The sequence below is a fragment of the Salinicoccus sp. CNSTN-B1 genome (assembly GCF_054792835.1).
Map to the genome: position 1 here is coordinate 407,341 of NZ_JBTWMN010000004.1, position 23,843 is coordinate 431,183.

Consider the following 23,843-nt stretch of genomic DNA (forward strand, 5'->3'; position numbering starts at 1 on the left):
AGCATCATCCGCACCTACCATAGGTACAAAAGCGAACATGATATTGCCGATGGATATACGGAGAAGATCGGGGATTCTACAGGAGCATCGGAATAGAACATCTTGTCGTAAGAAACAAACTGAATGATGCAATCTCCCTCATGTACAGCCAAGACTACCGGGAGGCCTACAACAGGCTGCTCGAGTCCGAGGCGGAAGTTACAGAATTCAAGGTGTACGATCCGTACCTCGAATTGGAATATGTGTACCTCAAAGCGATCTTTTCAGTTCCGGTTGATATGGAGGAATGTGTCCTGCTCGCCAACAAGGTAATCGAGTTGTCCTATGATATGGAGAACTTCAAATACTTCTTTTCGGCCAATATGATCCTTGGCTACTACTATGGACTCGAAGGGGAGACGGAGAAGCATAGGGAGTATGAGGGACGACTGAATCAATACCTCCAGTTCAACAACCAGGAAAAATATGCGCTCGAACTGGTTGATGAAGACCACCCCATCACAATTTATCATGTATTGGCTGAAGACGCGCAACAGCGTGCGAGCCTATATGAGGGATACATCAGAAAGATAGAGAAGCATCATGAAGCGGGTACGGTGCAGTCCAGCAACATGGCGTTCTACCATCCCCTGTTCATGCTCAAAAAGCTTATTTCAAGAAAGAGTATAAGACAGTGGTAGAGAACTACAAAGAGGGGATGTATATCCGTTCAGCCGCCCAGCATCCGATCGACCGCATCATCATGGCCACACGCTCATGCATCTATCCACTCAGCCTATATCATCTTGGAGAGCTGCAGGAGGCGAGGGAAGCGTTCCGCAGTGTTGAGGACACCATCGAAGATATAAAGGATTCCCGCTTCACAAAAGAATTCTACATGATCCGCGATATCATTTTTGGAGATGACCGGGGCGGGACGCCGAAGTAAAAGTAGAGACAGGTCTGCCATTCATAGGAATCATTGAAAATCGAAGGCATAGATGCATTTGATTTCTATCCTGCTACTTCATATAAATGGATGTTCACCATCCATTGCCGCAGATGCTACGGATCTTTCCAACAAGGGAATACCATATAAAAAAGGAGATGACAGCTTAACGCTGTCATCTCCTTTTATGCGTCCCATCGCTTCTATATAAGGGAGACTGTTTTATTTTTGGTATGACATCCTGCTGAAGGCGTCATGCTGGTGAATGCTTTCTTCATTGCGGCATTCGAGTTCGAAGCCTTTGACCCAGTCGAGCTCCACTAGATCATAGGCGATCAGGCGGATGAGATCCTCTACGAAGCGCGGATTTTCATAGGCACGTTCTGTGACCATCTTTTCGTCCGTACGCTTCAATATCGGATAAAGCTGGGAAGATGCGTTGATTTCAAGCAGTTGATACAGCTGCTCCTTATGATCTTCCGGCAATTCGGCATCCGGATCGATATCGAGCAGCACTTTTACGTAGCCGCGCTGATTGTGCGCACTGTATTCACTGATTTCCTTTGAGCAAGGGCATAGTGTAGTGACCATGGCCGTCAAGCCCAGTTTTTTCTGTTGTACGCCATTGCCGTCGATCTTCAAGGCGTATTCGACATCGGCGTGCGCCATGCCGCTCAGACGTGTCCCGGGGCTTGGTTTAGGGAAATACCATTTACCTGCTCCGGTAACTTCCGCTTCTTCCTGATGCATGCGCGTACGCAGTGTTTCCAATACATTTCCAAGAGTGGTGAAGTCGAGTGACACACCGCCCTCATTCTCCGTCTCCAGCGATTCAAGTATGCGGCTCATGTTGATGCCCTTTTCATCGCGTCTCAGACTTGTAGCCAATTCGAAGGTGCCGACCGATTGGTAGTCACCGATGACGACTGGATAGCTCAAATTATTTATGCCGACTGAGTCGACTTCAAACAGGAAATCCTTTTTTGAACTTTGCAGATCGGCCATGCATTCCTTTTCTTTAGGCTTTTTTCCTTCTATGGGATCGACGGATCCGAAATGCTTGAAACGGCCTTCTCTCGTAGTGAGATCCAATTGTTCCATGTCTCTTCTCCTTAATCTATATCATAACTGTAGAACACTTCATTCTTCATCCACATCTGGCGGGCTGCTTCACTTTCCGCAGTATTTCCGGCGAGTGTCTTCAGAAGCGGACCGGTCTGGGATTCATGGGCGGCCATGATTTTCTCCTTGCGGTCTTCGTAACCTGAAATATCGACCGAAATATCGGGTTCCCCGAGATCTTTGTATGTGTCGTTGCTGAATGCGACGAGCTGAAGCGCCGGACGTTCTGCAGGCGCCATCTCTTTTACTGCTGCAATGACTGCTTCGGCTGTCGCTTCGTGGTCGGGGTGGACGGAGTAGCCTGGATAGAATGTGATGATCCTTGACGGGTTCAATTCATCAATCATACTTTTGACGACACTTTTTAGGTGACCTGGTGCTTCGAATTCCAATGTCTTGTCGCGGTAGCCCAACAGGCGCAGATCATCCAGGCCAATCAGTCGTGCGCTTTCCTGCACTTCTTTCTTTCTGATTTCATGCAGTGATTCGCGTGTTGCGAATGGCGGATAGCCGAGGTTGCGCCCCATATCACCGAATGTCAGGCAGGCGTATGTGACGGGCACGCCCATATCCACGTAGCGGCTCATCGTCCCGCTGACACCGAATGCTTCGTCGTCGGGATGGGGAAGATGACGAGTACTTGTCTTTCCTTTTCCATGTTCGCGCCTCCTATTTCAAGAATTCCTGAGTCGATATTTCCAATGCACTGGCGAGTTTTCCATCATAGTTGAAGCCATGCATGATAAATTCATTGTCGTCATTCACTTCGTAATGTGTCAGGCCAAGGACATATATCCAGCCATCATTATCGAGCTTGAGACCTACGCGGTATTCACCGTTTTCGCCACCACGTATGCCGCCTTGGACGTATGTCACCTGAACGTTGCGGAGGAACATGCCGGCATTGAAGACTTTCTCGTCGAAGTGGCTGGCGTACATGCCTCCGGTAATTTCCACATGTACAAACACTTTCTTGTTCTGGTAGCTGTCCAGCAGTTGCTGAACCTTATCCCGATTGATCTTTTCCATATCTGTGAAACGCTCCTTAAATTAAAACCTGAAGAAAGGGCGCCAGCGCCCTTTCCGTCTATATTTGTTCGTCTGTAACATCAATTTTTTCGACGGTATTGAGCGCACCGTGTCGTACGACTCCGACATGTTCATTCATCTTCCAACCGTTTTTAATCGCTGCCGTGACGAACGCCTTTGCATTCTTGATCGCTTCCAGAGGAGCCTGGCCGTTCGCAAGGTTTGCAGTGATGGCTGCGGCGAAAGTACATCCGGCGCCATGGTTGTAGGAAGCATCTATCTTTTTGCTTGAGAGCAGGTGGTACTCATTGCCATCATAATAGACATCCACTGCTTTGTCGCCCTCGATTTCGGAACCACCTTTGATGATGACATGGTCGGCACCTTTGGAATGGATGACTTCGGCACATGCTTTGGCCTCATCCAAAGTTTTTGGTGTCTTCCTGCCGGCCAGCTGGCCGGCTTCGAAAAGGTTCGGTGTGACGACTGTCGCATGTGGAAGAAGGTGTTCAATCATGGCATCCACAAGTCCTGGATTGAGGACTTCGTCATCCCCTTTACATACCATGACCGGGTCGACGACGAAGTGGTCGGCCTGGCTGTCGAGAAAGGCTTTCTTACTGCGTTCTATCACTTCTTCAGAAGGCAGCATGCCTGTTTTGATTGCATCCGGGGAAATGGATAGGGCCGTTTCAAGCTGGTCATCCACGACTTCCAACGGAATCGGATTGACGCCGTGGGACCACGTTTCGGGATCCATTGTGACAATGGTCGTCAATGCAGTCATGCCGTATGTTTCATGCTCCTGGAAAGTCTTCAGGTCAGCTGCAATTCCTGCGCCGCCGCTTGTATCTGAACCCGCAATGGTGAGCGTCTTTTTAAGTGCCATGATTTAAATTCCTCCAATGTGTCATTAATAATGGTATTTTACTATATAAGAGAGTGTATTTCTAGAGAGATGCTTGTATAGATGATATAATCAAAATTTAGACAGAGGTGAAAAGAGATGGAATGGAAAGATGTATTTGAAATGATAAAGAGGAGAATGATTTCTCCTCACTTGAAGAAACACTTGAAGAGAAATATCGCACGGGCCCCGTATTCCCACCCCGTGAAGAAATATATACAGCTTTCGAACTGACGCCGTTTGAAGCGGTGAAGGTCGTCATCATCGGCCAGGATCCCTACCATGGTGAAGGCCAATCCCATGGTCTTGCGTTTTCGGTCAACGAAGGCGTCAAAGTGCCGCCTTCCCTGCGCAACATGTATAAGGAGCTGGAATCCGACCTCGGCATCAAACGGACAAAGGGCAATCTGAAGGATTGGGCAGAAGAAGGTGTGCTGCTGCTGAACACCGTGCTTACGGTTGATGCCCATCAGGCGCATTCGCACAGAGGTCTTGGATGGGAGAAGTTTACCGACGGCGTTATACAGAAAGTTTCGGAGAATCTCGAAGATGTCGTCTTCATACTATGGGCAAGCCGGCTCAACAGAAAGAAAAATTGATCGATACGACCAAACATCACGTCATCAAATCGACGCACCCAAGCCCACTCTCTGCATATAGGGGCTTCTTCGGCACACGGCCGTTCAGCCGGACCAACGACTACCTGACATCCCGCGGCCGGGAGCCTGTGGACTGGAGTGAACGGTAATGAGGCGTGAAATCATCGCAGAACTCAAGCAGGAGCTGAACCTTATGGAAACAGCAGACGGGCAGCATGAGTTCGACAAACACGTATATGCCATGGAACGGCTGCTCAGTCTTCTGAAGACCGGAGAGGATGCGGGTGATGCACGTCCTGAAGCGAATCATACGGCCCCGGGCTCGATGTCCGAAACGGACCGCAGCATGCTGGAACAGATGGGCGGCAGAGTGCCCCATTCAACCCGGCAGGAGACAAAAGGCAGGCAGCTTGAGACAGAAGATGGCTCAGGCAATGGAGAATCACTGTTTGATTTTTAGACTTAATATGTAAGGAGTAGCAAAATGAAACTTTTCATCATCATGGGTGCGATAAATGCATTCATTTCAGTGGCGTGCGGTGCCTTCGGGGCCCATGGACTCGAGGGTAAGATAAGCGAACATTATATGGATGTATGGGAAAAGGCTGTGTCCTACCAGATGTACCATGCCCTTGGCCTGATTGCCGTTGGAATTCTGGTCCAGCTGACCGGCGCCCCATTCCTCGGGACAGCAGGATGGCTGATGTTGCTTGGCATCATCTTCTTCAGTGGTTCCCTCTATATTCTGGCAGTCAGTGGTATATCGATTCTCGGTGCCATCACCCCCATCGGCGGTGTATTGTTCCTGGCAGGATGGGTATTCCTGATTTTTGGTATGATCAAAATATAAAAGACAACATGACCTCCGTGTAAACGGAGGTTTTGTCGTATGGAAGATAAAATACGTCAAAGCATTATTCCATCAGTCCCGGTTTAACATTTGATATACAGGTTATATACTTATATATATGACCATATATCGAGGGGAGATGCGCATGAACAGTATTTTGAATGACCACCAACCCATATTCCATCAGATCGGAAAATGGATTGGCGATCAGATCATCGATGGCACATTCGAACCACATGACAGGATTCCTTCAACTAATGAAATTGTCTGCCTCTATAAAGTGAATCATCTGACCGTGGCAAAAGGCGTCAATGAATTGGTGGAGGAAGGTCTGCTCTATAAAAAGCGGGGCGTCGGCGTCTTTGTGACTGCTGAGGCCAAGAGAATTCTATTGGACAGACGGCGTGCAGACTTTACAGTCCAGTATATGGAACCGATGCTCGAGGAGGCTAGAAAACTCGGCTTTGATGCCAGGGAGATCGGTTGGATGATGGAGAAGATGGGAGGAATGGCTTCCATTGAGTAGCATGGTCGATTTAACTAATGCATCACTGGATATAAAGAAAAATACGATTTTAGAAGACGTGACACTTCAGCTTGAAACTGGCAGGATCTACGGATTGATCGGGCAGGAAGGAGCAGGCAAGACGAGTCTTCTGTCACTGATTGCCTCCTATAGAAAACCGACTAAAGGTGCTGTACAGATTGACGGGCGGGACCCTTACGAAGATAAGGCGCTGATGGCCAAAGTGCGCTTCGTGCACGAAGTCGATTACACCGAAACTCATCATACCCCGAAGTATTTAAGTAGAGTGACGGAACGCTACCGGCCAGCGTTTGATTCAGATTATGCGCTCACAATGTTGGAAGGGCTCGGAATCGACTCTGACAAAGCCTTGAATCGGATGTCCAAAGGGCAGCAGGCTGCGGTGAATGCGATATTTGGGCTGGCAGCCAATGCCCCAATCACCATCTTTGATGAAGTGACGAACATTATGGAGGCAACTTTACGCGAACAGTTCTATAAAATGGCCATAGAGGCCAATGCGCATTATCCAAGGACGATGATATTCTCCAACCATACCGTTTCTGGTATGGACCATCTCTTCGATGAGATCATTATACTAGACGAGAGCCGAGTCATATTGCAGGAACCTATTGACAGGTTTTTGGAACGGGGCTTCCGCGTGAGCGGTGCGAAGGAGAAAGTGGTGCGGTTCACAGATGGCATGAATGTACTTTCAACGCACGCCAGCGGATCGATTCACTCGGTGGTGGTGCTTGGATCTCTAGATGAGGCAGACCGTAAGACTGCGAAGGAACAGCATCTCTATATTGAGCCACTGAAGGTGCAGGAACTCTTCACCATATTGACTGCGACCAAGGAGGGGTAAAATGGATAAGGTAAAACTGGCGACGGCCGATTTCTCGAAGGAGATGGCGAAGTGGGCCGCGTGGTATATGGCTGTTATGGTTGCCCTTTATATATTGCTGATGCTCTTTATAGATGACTCCGGAATCAACGGCATGTCATTCTTCTTCATGGCATCTGGGCCAACCGCGTATTCATGCTGGTGGCAGGCATTCTTACAGTCTTCGTGTTTTTGGAGCGTGCAATCCAGCTTGGATTGACACGGATGACGTTTATGCGGGCGGTGCTATGGACAGGTGTCATCTTCACTGTAACCCTTGCATTAGTGGCGGGCATCATATCGTTGATCCTCGGCGTGATGCCATGGTTCGGTACACAAACCACCGCATCAGGTATGGGTGGACCTGTCTCCATGGTGCTTGGCCATCTGTTGGCCGCCTATTTGTTCTATCTGGCAGGATTCATCATCAGCATCGGATTCTACCGCGGGTGGTTCGGCGGACTCATCGCCATTGTACTTGGTGTCGGCATCGCTGTAGCGATAGAATCTTTATGGACATTCCGGACCGAAGGGGTGTTGTTCGAGCTGAATATGATCAGCGGCGCATCAGGCAACATCTTCCTTACCGTTGTGTTCAGCGGACTGCTTATATTGTTTACAATTGCCCTGATTCAATCACTCATCCGTTCGTTGCCGATAAAAATCAAGTGAAAAAACGGCCTTCCGAAATTTCGGAAGGCCGTTTCTTATGGAAAAACTTATGTTATTTCGTTTTTTTGCGGTTTTTGAATTTTTTGATGATAAATGGCAGTGCCAAAGGGATCAGCCTACGCAATAGACGGGCCATGCTCATTCCTCCCAACTTGATGGATATGTTTATTAATATATAGCCATCAATATGATGTTTTAAACTTTATCTGAAGAATGACAGCAGTGAATCCGCTGGCAGGTGCACACCGACATAGAAGTCTCCGAAGTCCCCATATCTCGCTGAAACCTCATCGAACCTCATCTCATAGATCAATTTCTTGAATTGGAGCATCTCGTCAGAGAAGAGCGTGACGCCCCACTCGTATTCATCGAGTCCGACCGAGCCTGTGATGAACTGCTTCACCTTGCCGGCATATCCACGTCCGATCATGCCATGGGAACGCATGAGCTCACGGCGTTTTTCCATATCGAGCATATACCAGTTATCTTCACCCTGGCGGCGTTTATCCATTGGATAGAAGCAGATGTAGCGTGATTTTGGAACTTCCGGATAAAGGCGCTTTTTGACGTATTCATTCTGATACGGATCTTCATCCGACTCTTTTGCCAAATAGTTGCTCAGTTCGATGATCGACACATAGGAATAGGAAGGGATGAGGAAATCGCTGATCTGCAGTTTGTTGAATTCCAATTCCAATGCATTCAGTTCGTCGATCGTCGGCCTCAGCATCCATAGGATCAAATCAGCCTTCTGTCCAGTTATATTGTAGAAGGCATAACTGCCTTCCTTCTTATCATGAACTTCTTCCTGACGCTTGAGGAAATCTTGGAGCTCCGTGACGAGCGTCTCCATCTCATCGTTTTCCAGTAGGCGGAGGGAAGGCCAGTCGACACTGTAGAGCAAGTGGAGGCTATACCAACCGTCAAGTGTTTGTGCAGCTTCGTTCATTTGTGTATCTCTCCTTTTTCATATCTCTCCTCATCTTACTCCATAAGAAAACGTTTTAAAAGCATGCAGGGATGAAATGATGTGACAAAAAGAGTATAATATTGCGTATGTAAAGGTAATCAAGGAGGATATTATGAGTAAATTTCTAAAAGACCTCAAGTCGAACCTGGAAGGCAAGAATGTCAAAATCGTCTTTCCCGAAGGGAGCGACAAGAGAATTCTTACTGCAGCAGTCGAGTTGGCGGATACGACTTATGTCCAACCGATTGTTCTCGGTGCCAAAAAGAGCTGGACGCATTGGCAGAGCAGGAAAACCTGGATTTGGAGAAGATCGAGACGATCGATCCTGCAGATTACGGAGATAAAGATGCCTTGATCGATGCATTCGTCGAGCGTCGTCAAGGAAAAGTGACGGCGGAACAGGCTGATGAGATCCTCAACGATGTCAATTATTTCGGTACAATGCTCGTCTACACGGGACGTGCTGAAGGATTGGTATCCGGAGCGATCCATTCGACGCCGGACACAGTCCGTCCTGCATTGCAGATCATCAAGACAAAACCAGGCGTTTCCCGTACAAGTGGTGTATTCTTCATGATCCGTGAAGATGAACTCTATGTCATGGGTGACTGTGCAATCAATCCCGAACTCAATGCTGAGGAGTTATCGGAAGTGGCTGTAGAAACGGCCAAAACCGCAAGGGATTTCAAGATGGAGCCCCGTGTCGCCCTGCTCAGTTTCTCAACAAGAGGTTCTGCCAAAACCGAAGAAACAGAGAAGGTGAAACTGGCTACACAATATGCCCAGGAAAAACTTCCTGAGGTGCCGATTGATGGAGAACTCCAATTTGATGCGGCATTTGTTCCAGGTGTGGCAGAGAAGAAGGCACCAGACTCTCCGCTAGAAGGCCGCGCGAATGTCTTCATCTTCCCTTCGCTTGAAGCGGGTAACATCGGCTATAAGATTGCGCAGCGTCTCGGTGGATTTGAAGCATATGGCCCCATACTGCAAGGATTGAACCAGCCGGTCAATGACCTGTCGCGCGGATGTTCCAAGGATGAAGTCTATAACTTGGCGCTGTTTACAGCGACCCAGGCCTTGAATCAGCATGATGATTGATGAACTGAAGGCAGACTGGCAATTTGTGCCGATAGATGCAACACCCCATCCGTTCATGTCATTTGCCATGGATGATGTACTGCAGGAGATGGTATCGCAGGATGGTGTACCTAAGGTCAGGGCATGGGTCCATGACCCTTTCGTCATACTCGGGCTGCACGATGCCCGTCTGCCACATCTTCAGGATGGACTCAACTATCTGGAGGAGGCCGGATTCCAATATATCGTACGCAATAGCGGGGGTCTCGGCGTCGTCCTTGATTCCGGCATCTTGAACATCTCACTGATCCTGCCGAAATCGACATTGCCCGATAGATGATGGATATGATCTTATGCTGGACCTGGTCAGAAGAACCTTCTCCGAAGCGGAAGTGGAAACGGGCGAAATCGTCAACAGCTACTGCCCTGGCAGCTATGATCTGAGTATCGGAGGGAGGAAGTTCGCAGGCATCTCGCAGCGCCGCATCAGGGATGGCGTCGCAGTGCAGATCTACCTCTCGATTACGGGCAGCGGCAGTCGGCGCGCAGAAGTGATGCGCCGATTCTATGCATTAGGCATAAAGGGCGAGGGAACGAAGTTCACCTACCCGGATGTCCATCCAGAAGATATGGCCTCCCTCAATGAACTTCTCGGCACTGAGCTGTCGGTTGATGAGGTGCTTGAGACCATGCTCGGCATCTTGGAGGAACATGGTGCGGTCACACCGCTACCAGAAATGGATGAAACGCAGAAAGCCCGCTACACCCATCATCTCGAGCGGATGAAAACACGCAATAAAGATATCCACGTCCTGGAACAGAAATGATTGAAGGCAATCCGGTTGGCCGGCGCCTTCTTTTTTTAGGCGGAAATAAGGTTTAACCAGTCCCGGCAAGTGGAACAGTAGCATAAAAGGAGTGGATGATGTGACTGCAGATGAAAACAAAAGAATGACGACAAGGGAAGAAGAAGAGAAGCTTAAAAAGAGCAGAATAAATCCGGCAATGAAGTGACGGAAGAAGTGCCGGCGGATAATCCGCCCAGCAAGACAGCAGGAAGGAAGCAGAAAGGGAGAAGGATGTCCAACAGCAAAAGGATAAAAAGAACCCGTTGGAGAACACCGACGCCCCTTAAGGAACCCCACGTTGGGCTGCCGTATTTCGGTAGCTCATCTTTTTATGGTAAAGTATCATTAAAGGCAGTTAAAGGGAGGATGGCGGGATGTCACAAGACGAATATGGAAAAAAGCAGCTTATAGAAGAAAAAGTCTTCAAAGACCCGGTGCATCGGTATATTCATGTTCGTGACCAGGTGATATGGGATCTGATCAAAACCAAGGAGTTCCAAAGGTTGAGGCGGATAAAGCAGCTTGGGACCCTGTACCTGGCATTCCATTCAGCTGAACATTCACGGTTCAACCACTCACTTGGCGTCTATGAAATAGTCAGGCGTATGGTAACCAACTTCCAGGAGTTTGAAGAGTGGAATAACGACGACCGTTTGCTTGCGCTTGCGGCGGCCTTGCTTCATGACTTGGGCCACGGTCCATTTTCCCATTGCTTTGAGACGATCTTCGATACCGACCATGAGGAGTTCACCCGCAAGATCATACTGGGGAATACCGAAGTGAATGCCGTTTTGAAGAAGGTCGGCGTCGATTTTCCATTGGAAGTGGCTCAGGTGATCGACAAGACCCACGAAAATAAGCTGGTGATCAGCATGATATCGAGTCAGATCGATGCGGACCGGATGGATTATCTGCAGCGTGATTCGTATTACACCGGTGTCAGCTACGGGACCTTTGATATGGAACGCATACTGCGGGTGATGAGGCCGAGCAAGGATGAGATCATCATCAAGGAGAGCGGTATGCATGCGGTCGAAGATTATTTGATGAGCCGCTACCAGATGTATTGGCAAGTGTACTTCCACCCGGTCTCACGTGGTGGGGAGGTCCTTTTGAATCTGATACTGCGGCGTGCAAAACATCTGCATGAAGAAGGCTATCAGTTCAAGCAAGCACCAAAATACTTCATTCCGTTCTTTTCTGGGGAAGTGAGCGTCGAAGATTATTTGAGATTGGACGAAATGGTGGTCAATTTCTATCTCCAGGAATGGATCCATGAGGATGACCCTGTATTAAGCGACCTGTCGCATCGACTGGTAAACAGGGATCTCTTCAAATATCTGCCGTTCGACGGTTCAGTCATCACCTTTACCGAACTGCAGCACCTGTTCGAGAAGGCCGGCATCGATCCCGAGTATTATTTCTTCAGCGACTCCTATTCGGATCTGCCATATGATTACGACCGCCCAGGTTCCAAAAGCAACCGCTGGCCGATCCATATCATAAGGAATAACGGGGAGCTGAGGGAGATAAGCTCCCAGTCCGCCATCATAAACAGCATTACCGGCGTGCATCGCATGGATTCGAAGTTGTACTACCCCAAAGAAAAGATACTGCAGATAGAAAATCTTGAGCTAAAAGGCGAGATCATCAATTTACTTAATGAATTGGCATAGGAGTAGGATATAGAATGGCTAATGAATCTAATGGCAAGAAAAAAGGATTCCAGTTCAACATCATCAAAAATGACCCGCTTGACGGGCACAAAGGTCAGAATATCGGATCAATCAGCCTGGAGAATGTGGCACCCGTCTATGTGAATGCAGATACAGGTGAAACGTATATCGATATGGGGGTCTCCATGGCCGTGCGGAAGTGGAGCGCCGTGTGAAGTGGGTAACTGACAAAAGCGAAGTGGAAGGCGAGGATGCCAAAAACTTATGGCTGGTCTGGGTGGCGGTTGAACGCAAAGAGAACGGCCCACAATACAGTGGCATAGGTGCTTGCTTCGAAATGATAAACCGCACGAAACGCCGGGCCTACAAATTGATGCCTGAGCATGTCAACATGCTGGACCGTGCAGTTAAGGGGAAGATCGACTTGGGTGAAATGGACGGTTTCAGCCGTACAGCCCTAAAGAAGTTCCTGATTTCCTATAATGAAGAAATGTGGAATAACGCAACCGATCTCCAGGAAGAAATGAAAAATGACTGATTTGTGACGATACTGTGTCAAATCTATAAAAAGATTGCAGATTCTGTAATTGGAATATAGAATATATATAGTTATATGAGATATAACTAGGACACTTGTGGCCGGGAGACATCCCGGCCACTTTTTTTGTTTTTTTGTCTATAATAGAAGTAATGTCAGTTAAAATCATTTTAGGGAGGTGCTTATCCATGAGGGACCTTAAGATACACCTGGATAAAGAAGTGATCCAAAACTACATCAACCTGCTTATCGACGATCCGCAGGCATTTTTGGGTGAATTTAAGCAGTTGCACAGCAACGAACAGTATCAGATCATCGAGGAGATGGAAGCGCAGCATCAGAAGACGCTTTTTGAACTGCTGCCGGCTGAAGATTTTGCCAAGCTCTTCAAATGGTTTTCATATACGGGGCAATCGCGGCTGTTCAGCCGTATGCCCGACGAATATGGCAGGGTGATGCTCGAGCACCTGCCTTCCGATGATGTGCAGCGCTTCTTCTCCAAAATGGATGAGGCGCGCCGCAGAAGATTACTCGAAGGATTGAGCGAACAGAAACGCAGCCACGTCGAAGAGCTGCTGGCATACGAAAAGCATAGTGCGGGAAGCATCATGCAGAAGGAGTTCATGACCGCCACCGAGGAAGAAAGCGCAAAAGAAGTCGTGGCCAGACTGCGTCATGTTCCGAGGAATGAGGGTCTCCATTCGATCTATATCGTAGAGGACGAAAAATTGAAGGGGCTTGTTTCCCTGCGTGAGTTGGCGATGGCCGAAGATCACCAGACGATGGAAGCACTTAGCGAAAAGGTCATCATAACGGTGAATGCGGATGAAGATCAGGAAGCTGTGGCGCATATCATGCAGGACTATGACGTAGTCACCATCCCGGTCATTGACAGCGCCAATCGTCTGCTCGGCATCATCACCGTCGATGACATCATCGACATCATCGAGTTTGAAGCAACGGAAGATATGAGTGAACTCGCTGCTTCCAGAGGCACCGTCGACCTGGAGGTCTCCCCTTACCAAACGGCCAAAAAGAGGGCACCATGGATTGTCCTGCTGATGTTCCTCGGGCTGCTGACCGCCAATGTCATCGGGGCTTTTGAAGAGACTTTGGAAGCGGTCGTGCTGCTGTCCTTGTTCATACCGCTCATCATGGATGCAGCGGGGAATACCGGGACGCAGTCGCTTGCTGTGATGGTGCGCCTGATTTCAACAGGCGGATACCATGACCATGGACTGTTCCGCATCCTCAGGCGCGAACTTGCCACAGGTGTCTTGGTCGGTCTGGCAAGTGGTGTGACCATCGTCTTGTTGATTACGGTACTCTATCAGGAAGTGTGGCTGGCGTTCGTCGTAGGCATGTCCCTGCTGATTACATTGAGTATCTCGACTGTCATCGGTACCATCCTGCCGGTCATCATCAGCAAGCTGAAAATAGACCCTGCCGTAGCAAGCGGGCCATTCATCACGACATTGAATGATGTGATCGGCCTGACCATCTACTTTTCGATTGCCACGACCCTGCTGCAGATATAGGCAGGGTGCGCGGGGGTATGTTATAATTTACGGTACTTGAAGGAGATAATATGAATAACATTAGAGCAGAATACCAGGTGGACCAAACGGTCAAGATGAATGACGAAACAAAGCGCTACAGCCAGAGCGTCGATGTTGAAGTGATAGAGCGCAATGACATCTACATGCGCTATGTCGAACAGCTTGATGAGCATGCTTTGGATGTCATCCTCCGGGTGGGTGATGGCTTTGTAAAGATACAGCGCCGCGGTGTCATCAATATGAACTTCCATTTCGTTGAAGGTGAAATGACGGACACATTCTATGAATCCCCGGCCGGCAAACATCATCTGAGAATCAGGACAAAGTCGCTTGAAATCGGTGAGCAGGCCATTGAGATCCATTATGAAGTGCATGACTCCGGAGACAAGCTTGGGGATTACCATTATAAAATCAGGAAAGTAGGGTAAAACGATGGATTTGAGACAGCAGTTGAAGAGCTCAATCGAAGCAGCAGTTGAACAGGCCGGGATAGTTGAAGCCGTCCCTGAGGTCAAGATAGAGGTACCTAAAGATAAGGCGAATGGTGACTTTTCCACAAACGTGGCAATGGTGCTCACTAAGCAGGCCAAGCGCAATCCACGTGAAATCGCCCAGATCGTCATCGATAATCTGGATTGTGAAGCGGCAAGCGTCAAATCCGTCGAGATTGCAGGGCCCGGGTTCATCAACTTCAGGATGGATGAAGCTTCGCTGGCGGCCATCATCACGCAGATTTTATCAGAGAAAGAGGATTACGGCCGGAGTGAACTGGAGAACAAGGAGAGGATCCTGATCGAATTCGTCAGCGCGAATCCGACAGGGACCTCCATATCGGACATGCACGCAATGCCAGTGTTGGAGATACGCTCGCTGCCATCATGGATTTTGCCGGTTACGATGTTACGCGCGAATACTACATCAACGATGCCGGAAACCAGATTGAGAATCTGGCCAAATCCATCGAAGCAAGATTCATGGAAGCACTTGGCCAGGAACTGTATATGCCGGAGGACGGCTATATGGGCAAGGATATTAAGAAGATGGCCGAAAAGTTGGCAGAGGAGTCCCCGGAGCTTGCGGAAACCACCCGTGAAGACCGCATCAGGATGTTCCGTCAGATGGGCGTCGACTACGAAATGAAGAAGCTGAAGCAGGACCTTGAAGATTTTAATGTGCATTTCGACAACTGGTTCAGTGAATCGATGCTTTATGAAAAAGGCGAAATCGATCTGGCTTTGGAAAAGATGTCGAAGAACGGCTACACTTATGAAGCGGATGGAGCATTGTGGCTTAGAACGACAGATTTCGGGGATGATAAGGACCGCGTGCTGAGGAAGCAGGATGGGACTTATACTTATCTGATGCCGGATGTGGCCTATCATTTTGATAAGGTTGAACGGGGATTCGACAAGCTGATCAACCTTTTCGGTGCTGATCATCATGGTTACATCAAACGTCTGAAGGGATCTCTCGGTGCGCTTGGTGAAAATCCGGAGCGACTTGAAATTCAGATCATGCAGATGGTGCGCCTGATTGAAAACGGCGAAGAGGTCAAAATGAGCAAGCGTACCGGCAAAGCGATTACATTGAGGGATATCATTGATATGATCGGTGTGGATGCCAGCCGCTACTTCCTTGCGATGCGCAGTCCGGACACCCATTTCGACTTCGATCTGGAACTTGCCAAATCGGAATCAAGCGACAATCCGGTCTATTACGCACAGTATGCCCACGCGCGGATCTGTTCAATATTGCGTCAGGCGAAGGACGCAGGTCATACATTAGATGAGTCTGCGGACCTTGATGTCATCCAGCATGAACAGGCGCTTCTGGTATTGAAGAAGCTTGCCGACTTCCCGAACATCGTCAAAAATGCGGCGGAAAACCGTGCGCCCCACCGCATTCCGAATTATATCCAGGAACTTGCTTCGGCATTCCATAAATTCTATAATGCAGACAAAGTATTGACGGATGACCGTGCCAAGACCGCCGCCTATCTTCTTATGATAGAGGCAGTGAGGCAAACACTCGCCAATGCACTTGGACTGATAGGTGTTTCTGCGCCTGATAAAATGTAGACGGGTCCCCCTGCCTCCCGGCAAGGGGGATCATGTGTCGTGAGGCACGAAAAAGACCAGGGGGAGTGGTTCTATGATGAAAAGATGGTTGGTCCTTCTGGCCATGACGCTGTTCATCCTGACGGGATGCAGTGGTACGGAAGAGGATATCGAGTCGGGCTTTGAAGATAGGCGCATCATCTCGCTGATGCCGAGCAACACGGAAATACTGGTCGAGCTTGGCCTGGAGGGCAATCTGGTTGGGTAACGAGCGAAGATAACTATCCAGAATCAGTGGCGAATGACGCGTCACTTACAAAATTCAACACGTTTGAACTTGATGCCGAGAAAATGATCGCCCTTGAACCGACCCATATCCTCGGCTATGAATCTTCGGCACCCTATTATGAAGATACTCTGAAACGAGTTTCTGAAAGTACCGGAGCGGAAGTGCTTATAGTGGATGAAGCCAAATCGATTTCAGGCATATACGACTCCATAAAGGCTATCGGAGAATTCGTCAATGAGAAGACTGCGGCCGAGTGGTTGAAAGAGGATATTGAACGAAAGGTCAATGTCCAGAACAGCGTCTTCGAAAATCGTGATGAAGAAGCCCGGGTATTCATCCACATTTCAAGCGATCCTGAATTGTATACAGCGGGGGCGGAAACATTCATAGATGACGCCCTATCTGAAATACATGTCGAAAATGCTTTTGATGATATCGACGGCTACGCAGCAATCAGTCCTGAAGCAGTCATTGAACGTAATCCAACCGAGGTGGTTTCCATCATGGGACTTGACGATGAAGAATTGGAGGAGGCACTCAGTGGCATCCCGGGTATTGAAGGGCATGAACTGGATGACCCCAAAAAACAATGCAACATCGAGCCTGACCTCCTGGCACGTCCGGGTCCGCGTATAGCGGATGGGTTGAGGGCGGTAGGACGCTGCATCTATGAGTAGGCATGTCTGGATTCTACTGTTGGTGCTCATCATCAGCGGGGGGCCTCCCTGTTTGCAGGCTCCGTCGGCCTGGCAACCCTGGATGCTGAACAGCAACATACGATCCTCTTTGAAATCCGGCTGCCCCGTATGTTGTCTGCCATGATAACAGGGGCCGCCTTGGCGATGAGCGGTGCAGTCTTCCAGATTGTCCTCAGAAACCCGATGGCAGATAGCTTTACATTAGGCATGGCGAATGCCGCAGTGCTCGGCAGTGCTGTGGCGGTGGCAGGCATCATGCCTTTTTTCATGCGTCCGATATTGAGCATACTGGCGGGCATGATTGCAATGGGGATTGTACTTGCTGCAGCGAAGCGCATAGATACAGCGTATCGTCCGGAAACATTGATCGTCATCGGTGTGCTCCTTGGAGCGATGATGAGTGGCGTGCTCTACATCATCATTCTGATGGCACCGGAACAGACCGAATCAATCGCCCGCTATATGTTCGGTTCATTATCTGGATCACGTTATCAGGAAACGCTGCTGACGGGGGTATTGACTGTGTTGGGGCGGCTTTCCTTTATAGGTATGGACACGCGCTCGATATGTTGAACCTCGGGGATATCAGAGCCTACAGTTTGGGCGTCGATGCCGCAAAAATCCGTCCTTTCCTCCTTATAGCGGCTGCCGTTCCACCTCTGGTCATCATCAGCTACACCGGACTGATCGCCCTGGTCGGCATCATCGTCCCGCAGATGCTGCTCTACTTCAAGCCGATGCGATTTCGTCCGTTGCTGGTACTGTCATTCCTTTACGGTGCGATCTATGTCAATATTGCGGATACAATCGGCCGTACGGTCATCGCGCCGCTCCAGATACCGACCGGCGTCATGGTCATGATATCGGCTGTACCGCTGTTCATCTTTTTGATGTATAAGCGCGTACTGACCAAAGCCTAGGGATGATTATGCAAACGATACGTTACATGCTAAAATAGAGAAAAGGCTGTATATTCAGTCTTTTTTCTATTTTAAGGGGGAATGGCAGTGGCAGAGAGAACACAAGTGGAAGATATATTTAAAATCCGCGCCGTGACGGCACCTAAAATCGGCACTTTTGGCATAACGGCGCTGGTGACACGTCTCGATGAAGAAAAGAACGACTATTTTACCCACCTTTACAAGATGGATGAGGACGGGAAAGGCAACTTACATATAACGAAGAGCGGCTGTCGAACATCAGGCATTCAGCAGATGGCCGGTGGCTCCTGTTCATCACCAAGGCGGATGATAAAAACCAGGTCTTCCTACTTGAGACATCTGGCGGAGAGAGGATGCAGCTGACCCATGAAAAGGAAGGGGTTTCACATGCCGAGTTCTCCAAAGGAGGCGGACGTGTATTCTACCAGTCTCTCCATAGTCTGAAGGGAGAGGAGACGGGTGACATAGCTGATGAAGACAAAAAACCTGAGCCTGTCGTCATCGATCGGATGAAATATAAGGCAGATGGCGTCGGCCTCATGGAAGAGAAGTATGCAAACATCAAATCGATCAGCATCAGTTCCAAAACGGTGGATACTCTTCTTGAGGGAGAGGAGAACCATACACTTCTGGAAACGCTTGATGATGGCTTCATCTATGCGACGGACAGAAGTGAAGACAGGGATTTCAACTTCAGTGAGAGGCTCTTCATCAGAAGGGGCAGGGAAGACACTGAAATACCGACGCAAGAAGGCGGAGTGGTGCAAGTCGAAGTCTCTCCTGATGGACAGCGGCTCCTTATCGTCGAGATGGGCCGGGAATATGAAAATGCCACACACGCAACACTTCATCTCTATGATCTGAAGTCAGGCGACAAGTTGCATGTGACAGCAGGACTCGACCGACCAGTCGGTGATCATCTTGTGGCCGACACGCAGCAATCCGTGGAAACGGATATTGCGAAGTGGATCTCCAACGAACGGTTCCTTTTCCTTGTTTCCGATCATGGCAGTGTAAACCTTTACGAAGGAAATATAGAAGGGGACATAAAACCGGTGCTGGAAGGTAGGCATCATATACATGGGATGGACGTGGGGCCGGATTTTGCTGCCTTGACGATTGCGAACCATACCTCTCCGGGAGAATTGTACCGCTACGACTATGCGACAGGAGCGCTTGAACAATTGAGCCGCATCAACACCGACTATACGGAAAAGACTCTCATCATCGAACCGGAGGATATCGTCTACAATAGTTTTGATGGCACAGAAGTGCATGGATGGTTCATGCCGCCAGTCGGCTTCACCCCGGACGGGCGCATCCGATGATCGTCAATATCCATGGTGGACCGCATGCATTTTATGGACATTCATATTTCCATGAAATGCAGGTGCTTGCAGTTGCCGGGTATGCCGTACTATTCGTCAATCCGCGCGGTTCGCACAGCTATTCGCAGTCATTCGTCGACGCGGTACGGGGCGACTACGGTGGCGGCGACTACAAGGATATCCTGGCAGGTGTGGATTTCATCACGTCCAGGTACAAATGGATAGATGCCGATAATATTGGAGTGACGGGCGGCTCCTATGGCGGTTTCATGACGAATTGGATCGTTGGGCATACAAACCGTTTCAAAGCTGCGGTGACGCAGCGCAGTATATCCAACTGGATCAGTTTCCGGGGAGTGTCGGATATCGGCTATTACTTTACAGATTGGCAGATCAGGGCAGAATTTAATGATATCGATAAAATGTGGCATCACTCTCCGATCAGATATGTGGATGCCGTCGAGACACCCTTGCTTATACTGCATAGTGAACAGGATTTGAGATGTCCGATTGAACAGGGCGAGCAATTGTATATCGCATTGAAATATAGGAAGAAGCCCGTCCAGTTTGTACGGTTCCCGGAGGCAGACCACAATCTGTCACGTACCGGCAAACCGAATCTGCGGATCGATAGGCTGAAGCGGATCGTCAATTGGTTTAATGAATATATGAAGTAGAAATATTTCTATAAATGCAATGATTTCCCGGGAAATCATTGCATTTATGCTTATCAGCCGGCGTAGGCCGGGACGCTGAAATGGAGATGGGGGATATGGAATGACAGAGAAGGAGAAAATGCTCAGCGGGGAGTATTATGATCCGAGTGATCCGACACTTGTGCATCTGCGTGAAAATGCCCAATATCTGATGGATGAGTATAACCATCCGGGTGGAGGCGGGCAGACGCGTCTTTTGGATATGCTGTTTGGATACCATGCCGACGATGCATCAATCCGGGCGCCTTTCTTTTGTGATTACGGCATCAATATCAAGGTGGGCGCAATTTCTATGCAAACTACAACTGCACATTGCTGGACGTCGCTAAAATCACTATCGGGAATCATGTGTGTCTAGGCCCTAATGTTTCACTGATAACAGCAACCCACCCCCTCGATCCTATGAAGAGGCGGGAAGGGCTGGAATTCGGCCTGCCGATTACAATCGGTGATGATGTCTGGTTGGGTGCCGATGTCACGGTGAACCCTGGGGTATCGATTGGGGATAATACGGTCATCGGTGCAGGTTCAGTCGTCACGAAAGACATGCCCCCGAATGTTGTGGCGGCAGGAAATCCATGCCGCGTGATCAGAGCGCTTGCCGGTCCTGATGAATAAAGGACCCTCAAGCATTTTGAATGTGTGGAGATGTTTATTATAATGGTAAGGTGAAACATTATAATTCATCAGGAAGGATGTAGAGTATGACGCACAAATATGAAGACAGAGTGGCACGCCTGACGGCACAGGTGGATGTAGATATGGTGATGATCACCGATCCGATGAACGTATTCTATTTCACGGGCTGTTTCATCGAACCGCATGAGCGCATGCTGGCACTGCTTGTGGATACGAAGACGAAGGAAACAGCATTGATGTTCCCAGCGCTCGACCAGGAAGTGGTGAATGATACCGCGACCGCAGATGTGCATCTGCCATATAACGACGGAGAAGAACCATTCAACCAGTTGTTTGAACATATGCTGGAGGCAGAAAGCATCGGCATTGAAGGCGGTCATGTCACGTATAACCGCTATCAGAAACTACTGGAAAACTATACAGCGGACCAGATTGTTTCAGTTGAAGACAGCATCAATTCACTGCGCGGGCAAAAGGATGAAGACGACAAGAAAAAACTTCAGGAAGCGGTGGATATCACTGAAAAAGCGCTGCATGACTTCGTGAAGGAGCCGGTGTCCGGCAAGACGGAAAGGAGATAGCAGAATTTCTGCTTGAACGTGTCAAAGCCTACGGCGCCATCGATGTATCGTTCGGGCCACTTGTACTGACGGGCGAAAAATCAGCGATGCCCCATGGTGAGCCGGGGGACAAGGCAGTAGAGCCTGGACATTTCCTCCTTATCGATTTTGGAGTGGTGACCAAAGACCGTTATGTCTCGGATATGACGCGGACCTTCATCATTGGTGAGCCAACAGAAGAGCAGCGCTCGATCTATGAATCCGTGCTCAAGGCGAATGCTGCCGGTATAGAGAAGTCACAGGTTGGCACACCGATGCATGAACTGGATGACGTAGCCCGGAGTTCAATCCATTCAGATGGCTATGGAGATTACTTCACCCACCGCATTGGTCATGGACTGGGCCTTGGACTACATGAAGCGCCATCCCTTGATGCCGAAAATACGGACCTGCTGGAGAAAGGACATGTCATTACGATAGAGCCCGGCGTCTATAAGACAGGGTTCGGCGGTGTACGTATAGAAGATATGCTGTATATCGATGAAGAAACAGAAGTATTGACTACATTCCCTAAAGATATAGAAGATATTACGTTAGAAGCATAAGACTGCGCCCGCCCGGGTGAAGGGCGGGTTTTTATATGGGACGCCTTGTGCGGCGCGAGAGGCGCGACTGGAGGGCAAGGAGCATTATACCCATAAGCAGCATGATCATGCCTACCCAGGAAAGTGCTGACAGTACTTCACCTACTAGTAGTACACCAAGCAGGGCGGCCGTAAGCGGTTCTGCCAAAGCCATGGTGACCGCGGAAGAAGACTTCACATGCTGCAGGCCGTAGGCAAAGAGGAAATAGGCCAAGCCTGTGGCTATCAGACCAATATAGAGGGATACGGATAGACCATTTGCCGTCATCAGCCAAGTTTGATCATTGAAGAAGAGGAACGGTGCCAGCATGACAGCGCTGAGTGTAAAGACTACCGCAGCACTGGCGACCGGTGGGTGGGTCTGGACAAGCTTTGAGTTCAGGATGGCATAGCTTGCGAAGGAAAAACCTGCCCCAAGCCCTGATAATACTCCAAGCGGGTCGACCGTCACCGCCCCTGAATTGAGCATAAGTAGCAGACATCCCGTGACTGCAAGGAAAGTCGAAAGCCACCAGATGCGTCCCGGACGGGTTTTATGGACGGCCCACTCTATAAAGCCAGAGAATACCGGCGCGCTGCCTATTGAGGCCACCGTGCCGACAGCCACCCCGGTCAAAGTGACCGCATTGAAGAAGAAAGGCTGGAAGAGGGCCATGGCCACACCGGCCATCAATACAATATGGATGGGCCATCCCCGGCGCTTTAGTTGGCCGGTCGACACGGCAATGACGAGCAGGATAAGACTGCCGATCAAAAGTCGCATGGCCCCGAGTGAAATACTGTCGACATCGTTTGGCAGCCAAGTTTTTGCGGTCCCCACCGTGCCCCATAGAACTGCAGCCATCAGTATAAGGAACGGTGCTAAGTTTCTATTCATTGATATTCCCCTCCAACACTTTCAGAAAGATACATTATAAACAATATACGCTATAAAGCGCTTTATTTGAAATATTTAGAAAATAATCTGTAGAATCCCTCACTGGAAGCTTCTCAATCTCCTGTCAGAGGCCAGTAGGGCATCTCGTATAGAGAAAGTGCGTCTTTTATGTTTAGACCCCCACCCCAATTGGGTATAGATAAAAGACAAATCAAGGAGGGACTTTTGACATGAAAGTACTTGTAATAGGTGCGAATGGTCAGGTAGGCCATCAACTTGTTGAAAAATTGAAGGATCAGGGCCATCAGCCGGTAGCGATGGTACGCAAGGAAGAACAACAGAAAGTATTCAAAGATAAAGGTATCGACACAGTTCTCGGAGATCTTGAAAAAGATTTCTCCCATGCATTTGAAGACGTTGAATCAGTTGTATTCGCAGCCGGATCAGGCGGCGATACAGGCGCTGATAAGACAATTGTCATCGACCAGGAAGGGGCCATTGAAACTGTCGATAATGCGAAGGATGCAGGCATCAAACATTTCGTAATGCTCAGCTCCATGGGGGCTGACCAACCGAAAGAATCTGATGAGAAAATGAAATTCTATATGTATGCAAAACATCGTGCAGATGAATACTTGAAATCTTCAGGGTTGGATTACACAATCTTGAGACCAGGTATGCTTAAAAATGAAGCGGGCACTTCCAAAGTAAGGTTGTTTGAAGGCGGTACTGAGATGGGCGAAGTACCAAGAGAAGATGTGGCGAATGTATTGGCCCATATAGTGGATACGGCTAAGCCTGAAAACAAGACCTATTATGTATTGGAAGGCGATACGCCTGTTGAAGACACATTGAAATAGTAATTATAAAACCTGCAGTCCGGGAAAATCTGGACTGCAGGTTTTTT

General features: G+C 49.0%; 24 protein-coding genes and 8 pseudogenes. 26 read left to right on the plus strand and 6 right to left on the minus strand.

What is annotated here, in order from left to right; genetic code table 11:
- The first annotated feature begins 140 nt into the window (after positions 1-140).
- Together ACYF68_RS02430 and ACYF68_RS02435 are read left to right on the plus strand one after the other, a co-directional pair.
- The gene (locus ACYF68_RS02430) at positions 141-680 is read left to right on the plus strand and encodes a hypothetical protein (RefSeq protein WP_461045284.1); all 540 of its coding nucleotides are present in this window, start codon (positions 141-143) and stop codon (positions 678-680) included.
- Positions 674-928 (plus strand): hypothetical protein, encoded by a 255-nt coding sequence (locus ACYF68_RS02435; RefSeq protein ID WP_461045285.1) that lies wholly within the window; start codon positions 674-676, stop codon positions 926-928. Before ACYF68_RS02430 ends, ACYF68_RS02435 begins: the two co-directional genes overlap by 7 nt.
- A gap of 222 nt (positions 929-1,150) precedes the next feature.
- Here the strand turns inward: ACYF68_RS02435 and folE2 are convergent, their stop codons facing one another.
- From folE2 to thiD, 4 genes and pseudogenes are all read right to left on the minus strand, one after another.
- Complete coding sequence (folE2, locus tag ACYF68_RS02440) at positions 1,151-2,029, minus strand: GTP cyclohydrolase FolE2 (protein WP_461045286.1); 879 nt, start codon at positions 2,027-2,029, stop codon at positions 1,151-1,153.
- A gap of 11 nt (positions 2,030-2,040) precedes the next feature.
- A pseudogene (gene bshB2 / locus ACYF68_RS02445) lies at positions 2,041-2,708 on the minus strand (bacillithiol biosynthesis deacetylase BshB2).
- An 11-nt stretch (positions 2,709-2,719) separates the two neighbouring features.
- Complete coding sequence (locus tag ACYF68_RS02450) at positions 2,720-3,079, minus strand: DUF1806 family protein (protein WP_461045287.1); 360 nt, start codon at positions 3,077-3,079, stop codon at positions 2,720-2,722.
- Positions 3,080-3,137: 58 nt separating this feature from the next.
- Positions 3,138-3,968 (minus strand): bifunctional hydroxymethylpyrimidine kinase/phosphomethylpyrimidine kinase, encoded by an 831-nt coding sequence (gene thiD / locus ACYF68_RS02455; protein ID WP_344704250.1) that lies wholly within the window; start codon positions 3,966-3,968, stop codon positions 3,138-3,140.
- A gap of 117 nt (positions 3,969-4,085) precedes the next feature.
- Here thiD and ACYF68_RS02460 point away from each other — a divergent pair.
- The 7 genes and pseudogenes from ACYF68_RS02460 to ACYF68_RS02490 all read left to right on the plus strand — a co-directional run bounded on the left by ACYF68_RS02460 (position 4,086) and on the right by ACYF68_RS02490 (position 7,519).
- Positions 4,086-4,734, plus strand: a pseudogene (locus ACYF68_RS02460) (uracil-DNA glycosylase).
- A complete protein-coding gene (locus ACYF68_RS02465; protein WP_344704254.1) occupies positions 4,734-5,045 on the plus strand; it encodes a DUF5327 family protein in 312 nt (103 codons plus the stop codon). Before ACYF68_RS02460 ends, ACYF68_RS02465 begins: the two are co-directional and overlap by 1 nt.
- A 24-nt stretch (positions 5,046-5,069) precedes the next feature.
- Positions 5,070-5,435 carry a DUF423 domain-containing protein gene (locus ACYF68_RS02470; protein ID WP_461045288.1) on the plus strand — a complete coding sequence of 122 codons (366 nt, stop codon included), beginning with the start codon at positions 5,070-5,072 and terminating at the stop codon, positions 5,433-5,435.
- A gap of 145 nt (positions 5,436-5,580) precedes the next feature.
- Positions 5,581-5,961, plus strand: coding sequence for a GntR family transcriptional regulator (locus tag ACYF68_RS02475; protein WP_344704258.1), 381 nt, complete (start codon positions 5,581-5,583; stop codon positions 5,959-5,961).
- 1 nt (position 5,962) lies between these two features.
- Positions 5,963-6,829 (plus strand): ATP-binding cassette domain-containing protein, encoded by an 867-nt coding sequence (locus ACYF68_RS02480; RefSeq protein ID WP_461047452.1) that lies wholly within the window; start codon positions 5,963-5,965, stop codon positions 6,827-6,829.
- A gap of 1 nt (position 6,830) precedes the next feature.
- The gene (locus tag ACYF68_RS02485; RefSeq protein ID WP_461045289.1) at positions 6,831-7,067 is read left to right on the plus strand and encodes a hypothetical protein; all 237 of its coding nucleotides are present in this window, start codon (positions 6,831-6,833) and stop codon (positions 7,065-7,067) included.
- Between the two features lie 5 nt (positions 7,068-7,072).
- Complete coding sequence (locus ACYF68_RS02490; protein WP_461045290.1) at positions 7,073-7,519, plus strand: hypothetical protein; 447 nt, start codon at positions 7,073-7,075, stop codon at positions 7,517-7,519.
- A 202-nt stretch (positions 7,520-7,721) separates the two neighbouring features.
- On the opposite strand, the gene hemQ is transcribed toward ACYF68_RS02490, so the two are convergent.
- The gene (gene hemQ, locus ACYF68_RS02495) at positions 7,722-8,468 is read right to left on the minus strand and encodes a hydrogen peroxide-dependent heme synthase (protein ID WP_344704262.1); all 747 of its coding nucleotides are present in this window, start codon (positions 8,466-8,468) and stop codon (positions 7,722-7,724) included.
- Between the two features lie 133 nt (positions 8,469-8,601).
- On the opposite strand from hemQ, the pseudogene pta reads away from it, so the two are divergent.
- The 16 genes and pseudogenes from pta (at position 8,602) to ACYF68_RS02575 (ending at position 22,020) form a co-directional block, all read left to right on the plus strand.
- A pseudogene (pta, locus tag ACYF68_RS02500) lies at positions 8,602-9,587 on the plus strand (phosphate acetyltransferase).
- Positions 9,577-10,393: pseudogene (locus ACYF68_RS02505) on the plus strand (lipoate--protein ligase family protein). Before pta ends, ACYF68_RS02505 begins: the two co-directional pseudogenes overlap by 11 nt.
- Positions 10,394-10,788: 395 nt before the next feature.
- Positions 10,789-12,090 (plus strand): HD domain-containing protein, encoded by a 1,302-nt coding sequence (locus tag ACYF68_RS02510; RefSeq protein WP_344704270.1) that lies wholly within the window; start codon positions 10,789-10,791, stop codon positions 12,088-12,090.
- Between the two features lie 14 nt (positions 12,091-12,104).
- A pseudogene (locus ACYF68_RS02515) lies at positions 12,105-12,628 on the plus strand (YwhD family protein).
- A 188-nt stretch (positions 12,629-12,816) separates the two neighbouring features.
- Positions 12,817-14,166 carry a magnesium transporter gene (gene mgtE / locus ACYF68_RS02520; RefSeq protein WP_344704274.1) on the plus strand — a complete coding sequence of 450 codons (1,350 nt, stop codon included), beginning with the start codon at positions 12,817-12,819 and terminating at the stop codon, positions 14,164-14,166.
- Positions 14,167-14,216: 50 nt separating this feature from the next.
- On the plus strand, positions 14,217-14,615 hold the full coding sequence (locus ACYF68_RS02525) for a YwiB family protein (RefSeq protein WP_344704276.1): 399 nt from the start codon (positions 14,217-14,219) through the stop codon (positions 14,613-14,615).
- 4 nt (positions 14,616-14,619) lie between these two features.
- Positions 14,620-16,265, plus strand: a pseudogene (gene argS, locus ACYF68_RS02530) (arginine--tRNA ligase).
- Positions 16,266-16,338: 73 nt separating this feature from the next.
- Positions 16,339-16,512, plus strand: coding sequence for a hypothetical protein (locus tag ACYF68_RS02535; RefSeq protein WP_461045292.1), 174 nt, complete (start codon positions 16,339-16,341; stop codon positions 16,510-16,512).
- A 26-nt stretch (positions 16,513-16,538) separates the two neighbouring features.
- The gene (locus tag ACYF68_RS02540) at positions 16,539-17,210 is read left to right on the plus strand and encodes an ABC transporter substrate-binding protein (RefSeq protein ID WP_461045293.1); all 672 of its coding nucleotides are present in this window, start codon (positions 16,539-16,541) and stop codon (positions 17,208-17,210) included.
- A 129-nt stretch (positions 17,211-17,339) separates the two neighbouring features.
- Positions 17,340-18,151 (plus strand): annotated as a pseudogene (locus ACYF68_RS02545) (FecCD family ABC transporter permease).
- Between the two features lie 87 nt (positions 18,152-18,238).
- On the plus strand, positions 18,239-18,535 hold the full coding sequence (locus tag ACYF68_RS02550) for a hypothetical protein (RefSeq protein ID WP_461045294.1): 297 nt from the start codon (positions 18,239-18,241) through the stop codon (positions 18,533-18,535).
- Positions 18,526-19,500: a hypothetical protein gene (locus ACYF68_RS02555; RefSeq protein ID WP_461045295.1), complete on the plus strand. Its 975-nt coding sequence runs from the start codon at positions 18,526-18,528 to the stop codon at positions 19,498-19,500. The genes ACYF68_RS02550 and ACYF68_RS02555 overlap by 10 nt, the downstream gene beginning before the upstream one ends.
- Positions 19,497-20,177, plus strand: coding sequence for an alpha/beta hydrolase family protein (locus tag ACYF68_RS02560; RefSeq protein WP_461045296.1), 681 nt, complete (start codon positions 19,497-19,499; stop codon positions 20,175-20,177). Before ACYF68_RS02555 ends, ACYF68_RS02560 begins: the two co-directional genes overlap by 4 nt.
- A 100-nt stretch (positions 20,178-20,277) precedes the next feature.
- Positions 20,278-20,834, plus strand: a pseudogene (locus ACYF68_RS02565) (sugar O-acetyltransferase).
- 86 nt (positions 20,835-20,920) lie between these two features.
- Positions 20,921-21,436: an aminopeptidase P family N-terminal domain-containing protein gene (locus ACYF68_RS02570; protein WP_461045297.1), complete on the plus strand. Its 516-nt coding sequence runs from the start codon at positions 20,921-20,923 to the stop codon at positions 21,434-21,436.
- A 38-nt stretch (positions 21,437-21,474) separates the two neighbouring features.
- The gene (locus ACYF68_RS02575; protein ID WP_461047454.1) at positions 21,475-22,020 is read left to right on the plus strand and encodes a M24 family metallopeptidase; all 546 of its coding nucleotides are present in this window, start codon (positions 21,475-21,477) and stop codon (positions 22,018-22,020) included.
- A gap of 31 nt (positions 22,021-22,051) precedes the next feature.
- Here the strand turns inward: ACYF68_RS02575 and ACYF68_RS02580 are convergent, their stop codons facing one another.
- Positions 22,052-22,936 (minus strand): DMT family transporter, encoded by an 885-nt coding sequence (locus ACYF68_RS02580; protein WP_344704289.1) that lies wholly within the window; start codon positions 22,934-22,936, stop codon positions 22,052-22,054.
- Positions 22,937-23,166: 230 nt separating this feature from the next.
- Here ACYF68_RS02580 and ACYF68_RS02585 point away from each other — a divergent pair, with 230 nt between their 5' ends.
- The gene (locus tag ACYF68_RS02585; protein WP_344704291.1) at positions 23,167-23,796 is read left to right on the plus strand and encodes an SDR family oxidoreductase; all 630 of its coding nucleotides are present in this window, start codon (positions 23,167-23,169) and stop codon (positions 23,794-23,796) included.
- Positions 23,797-23,843 lie beyond the last annotated feature (47 nt).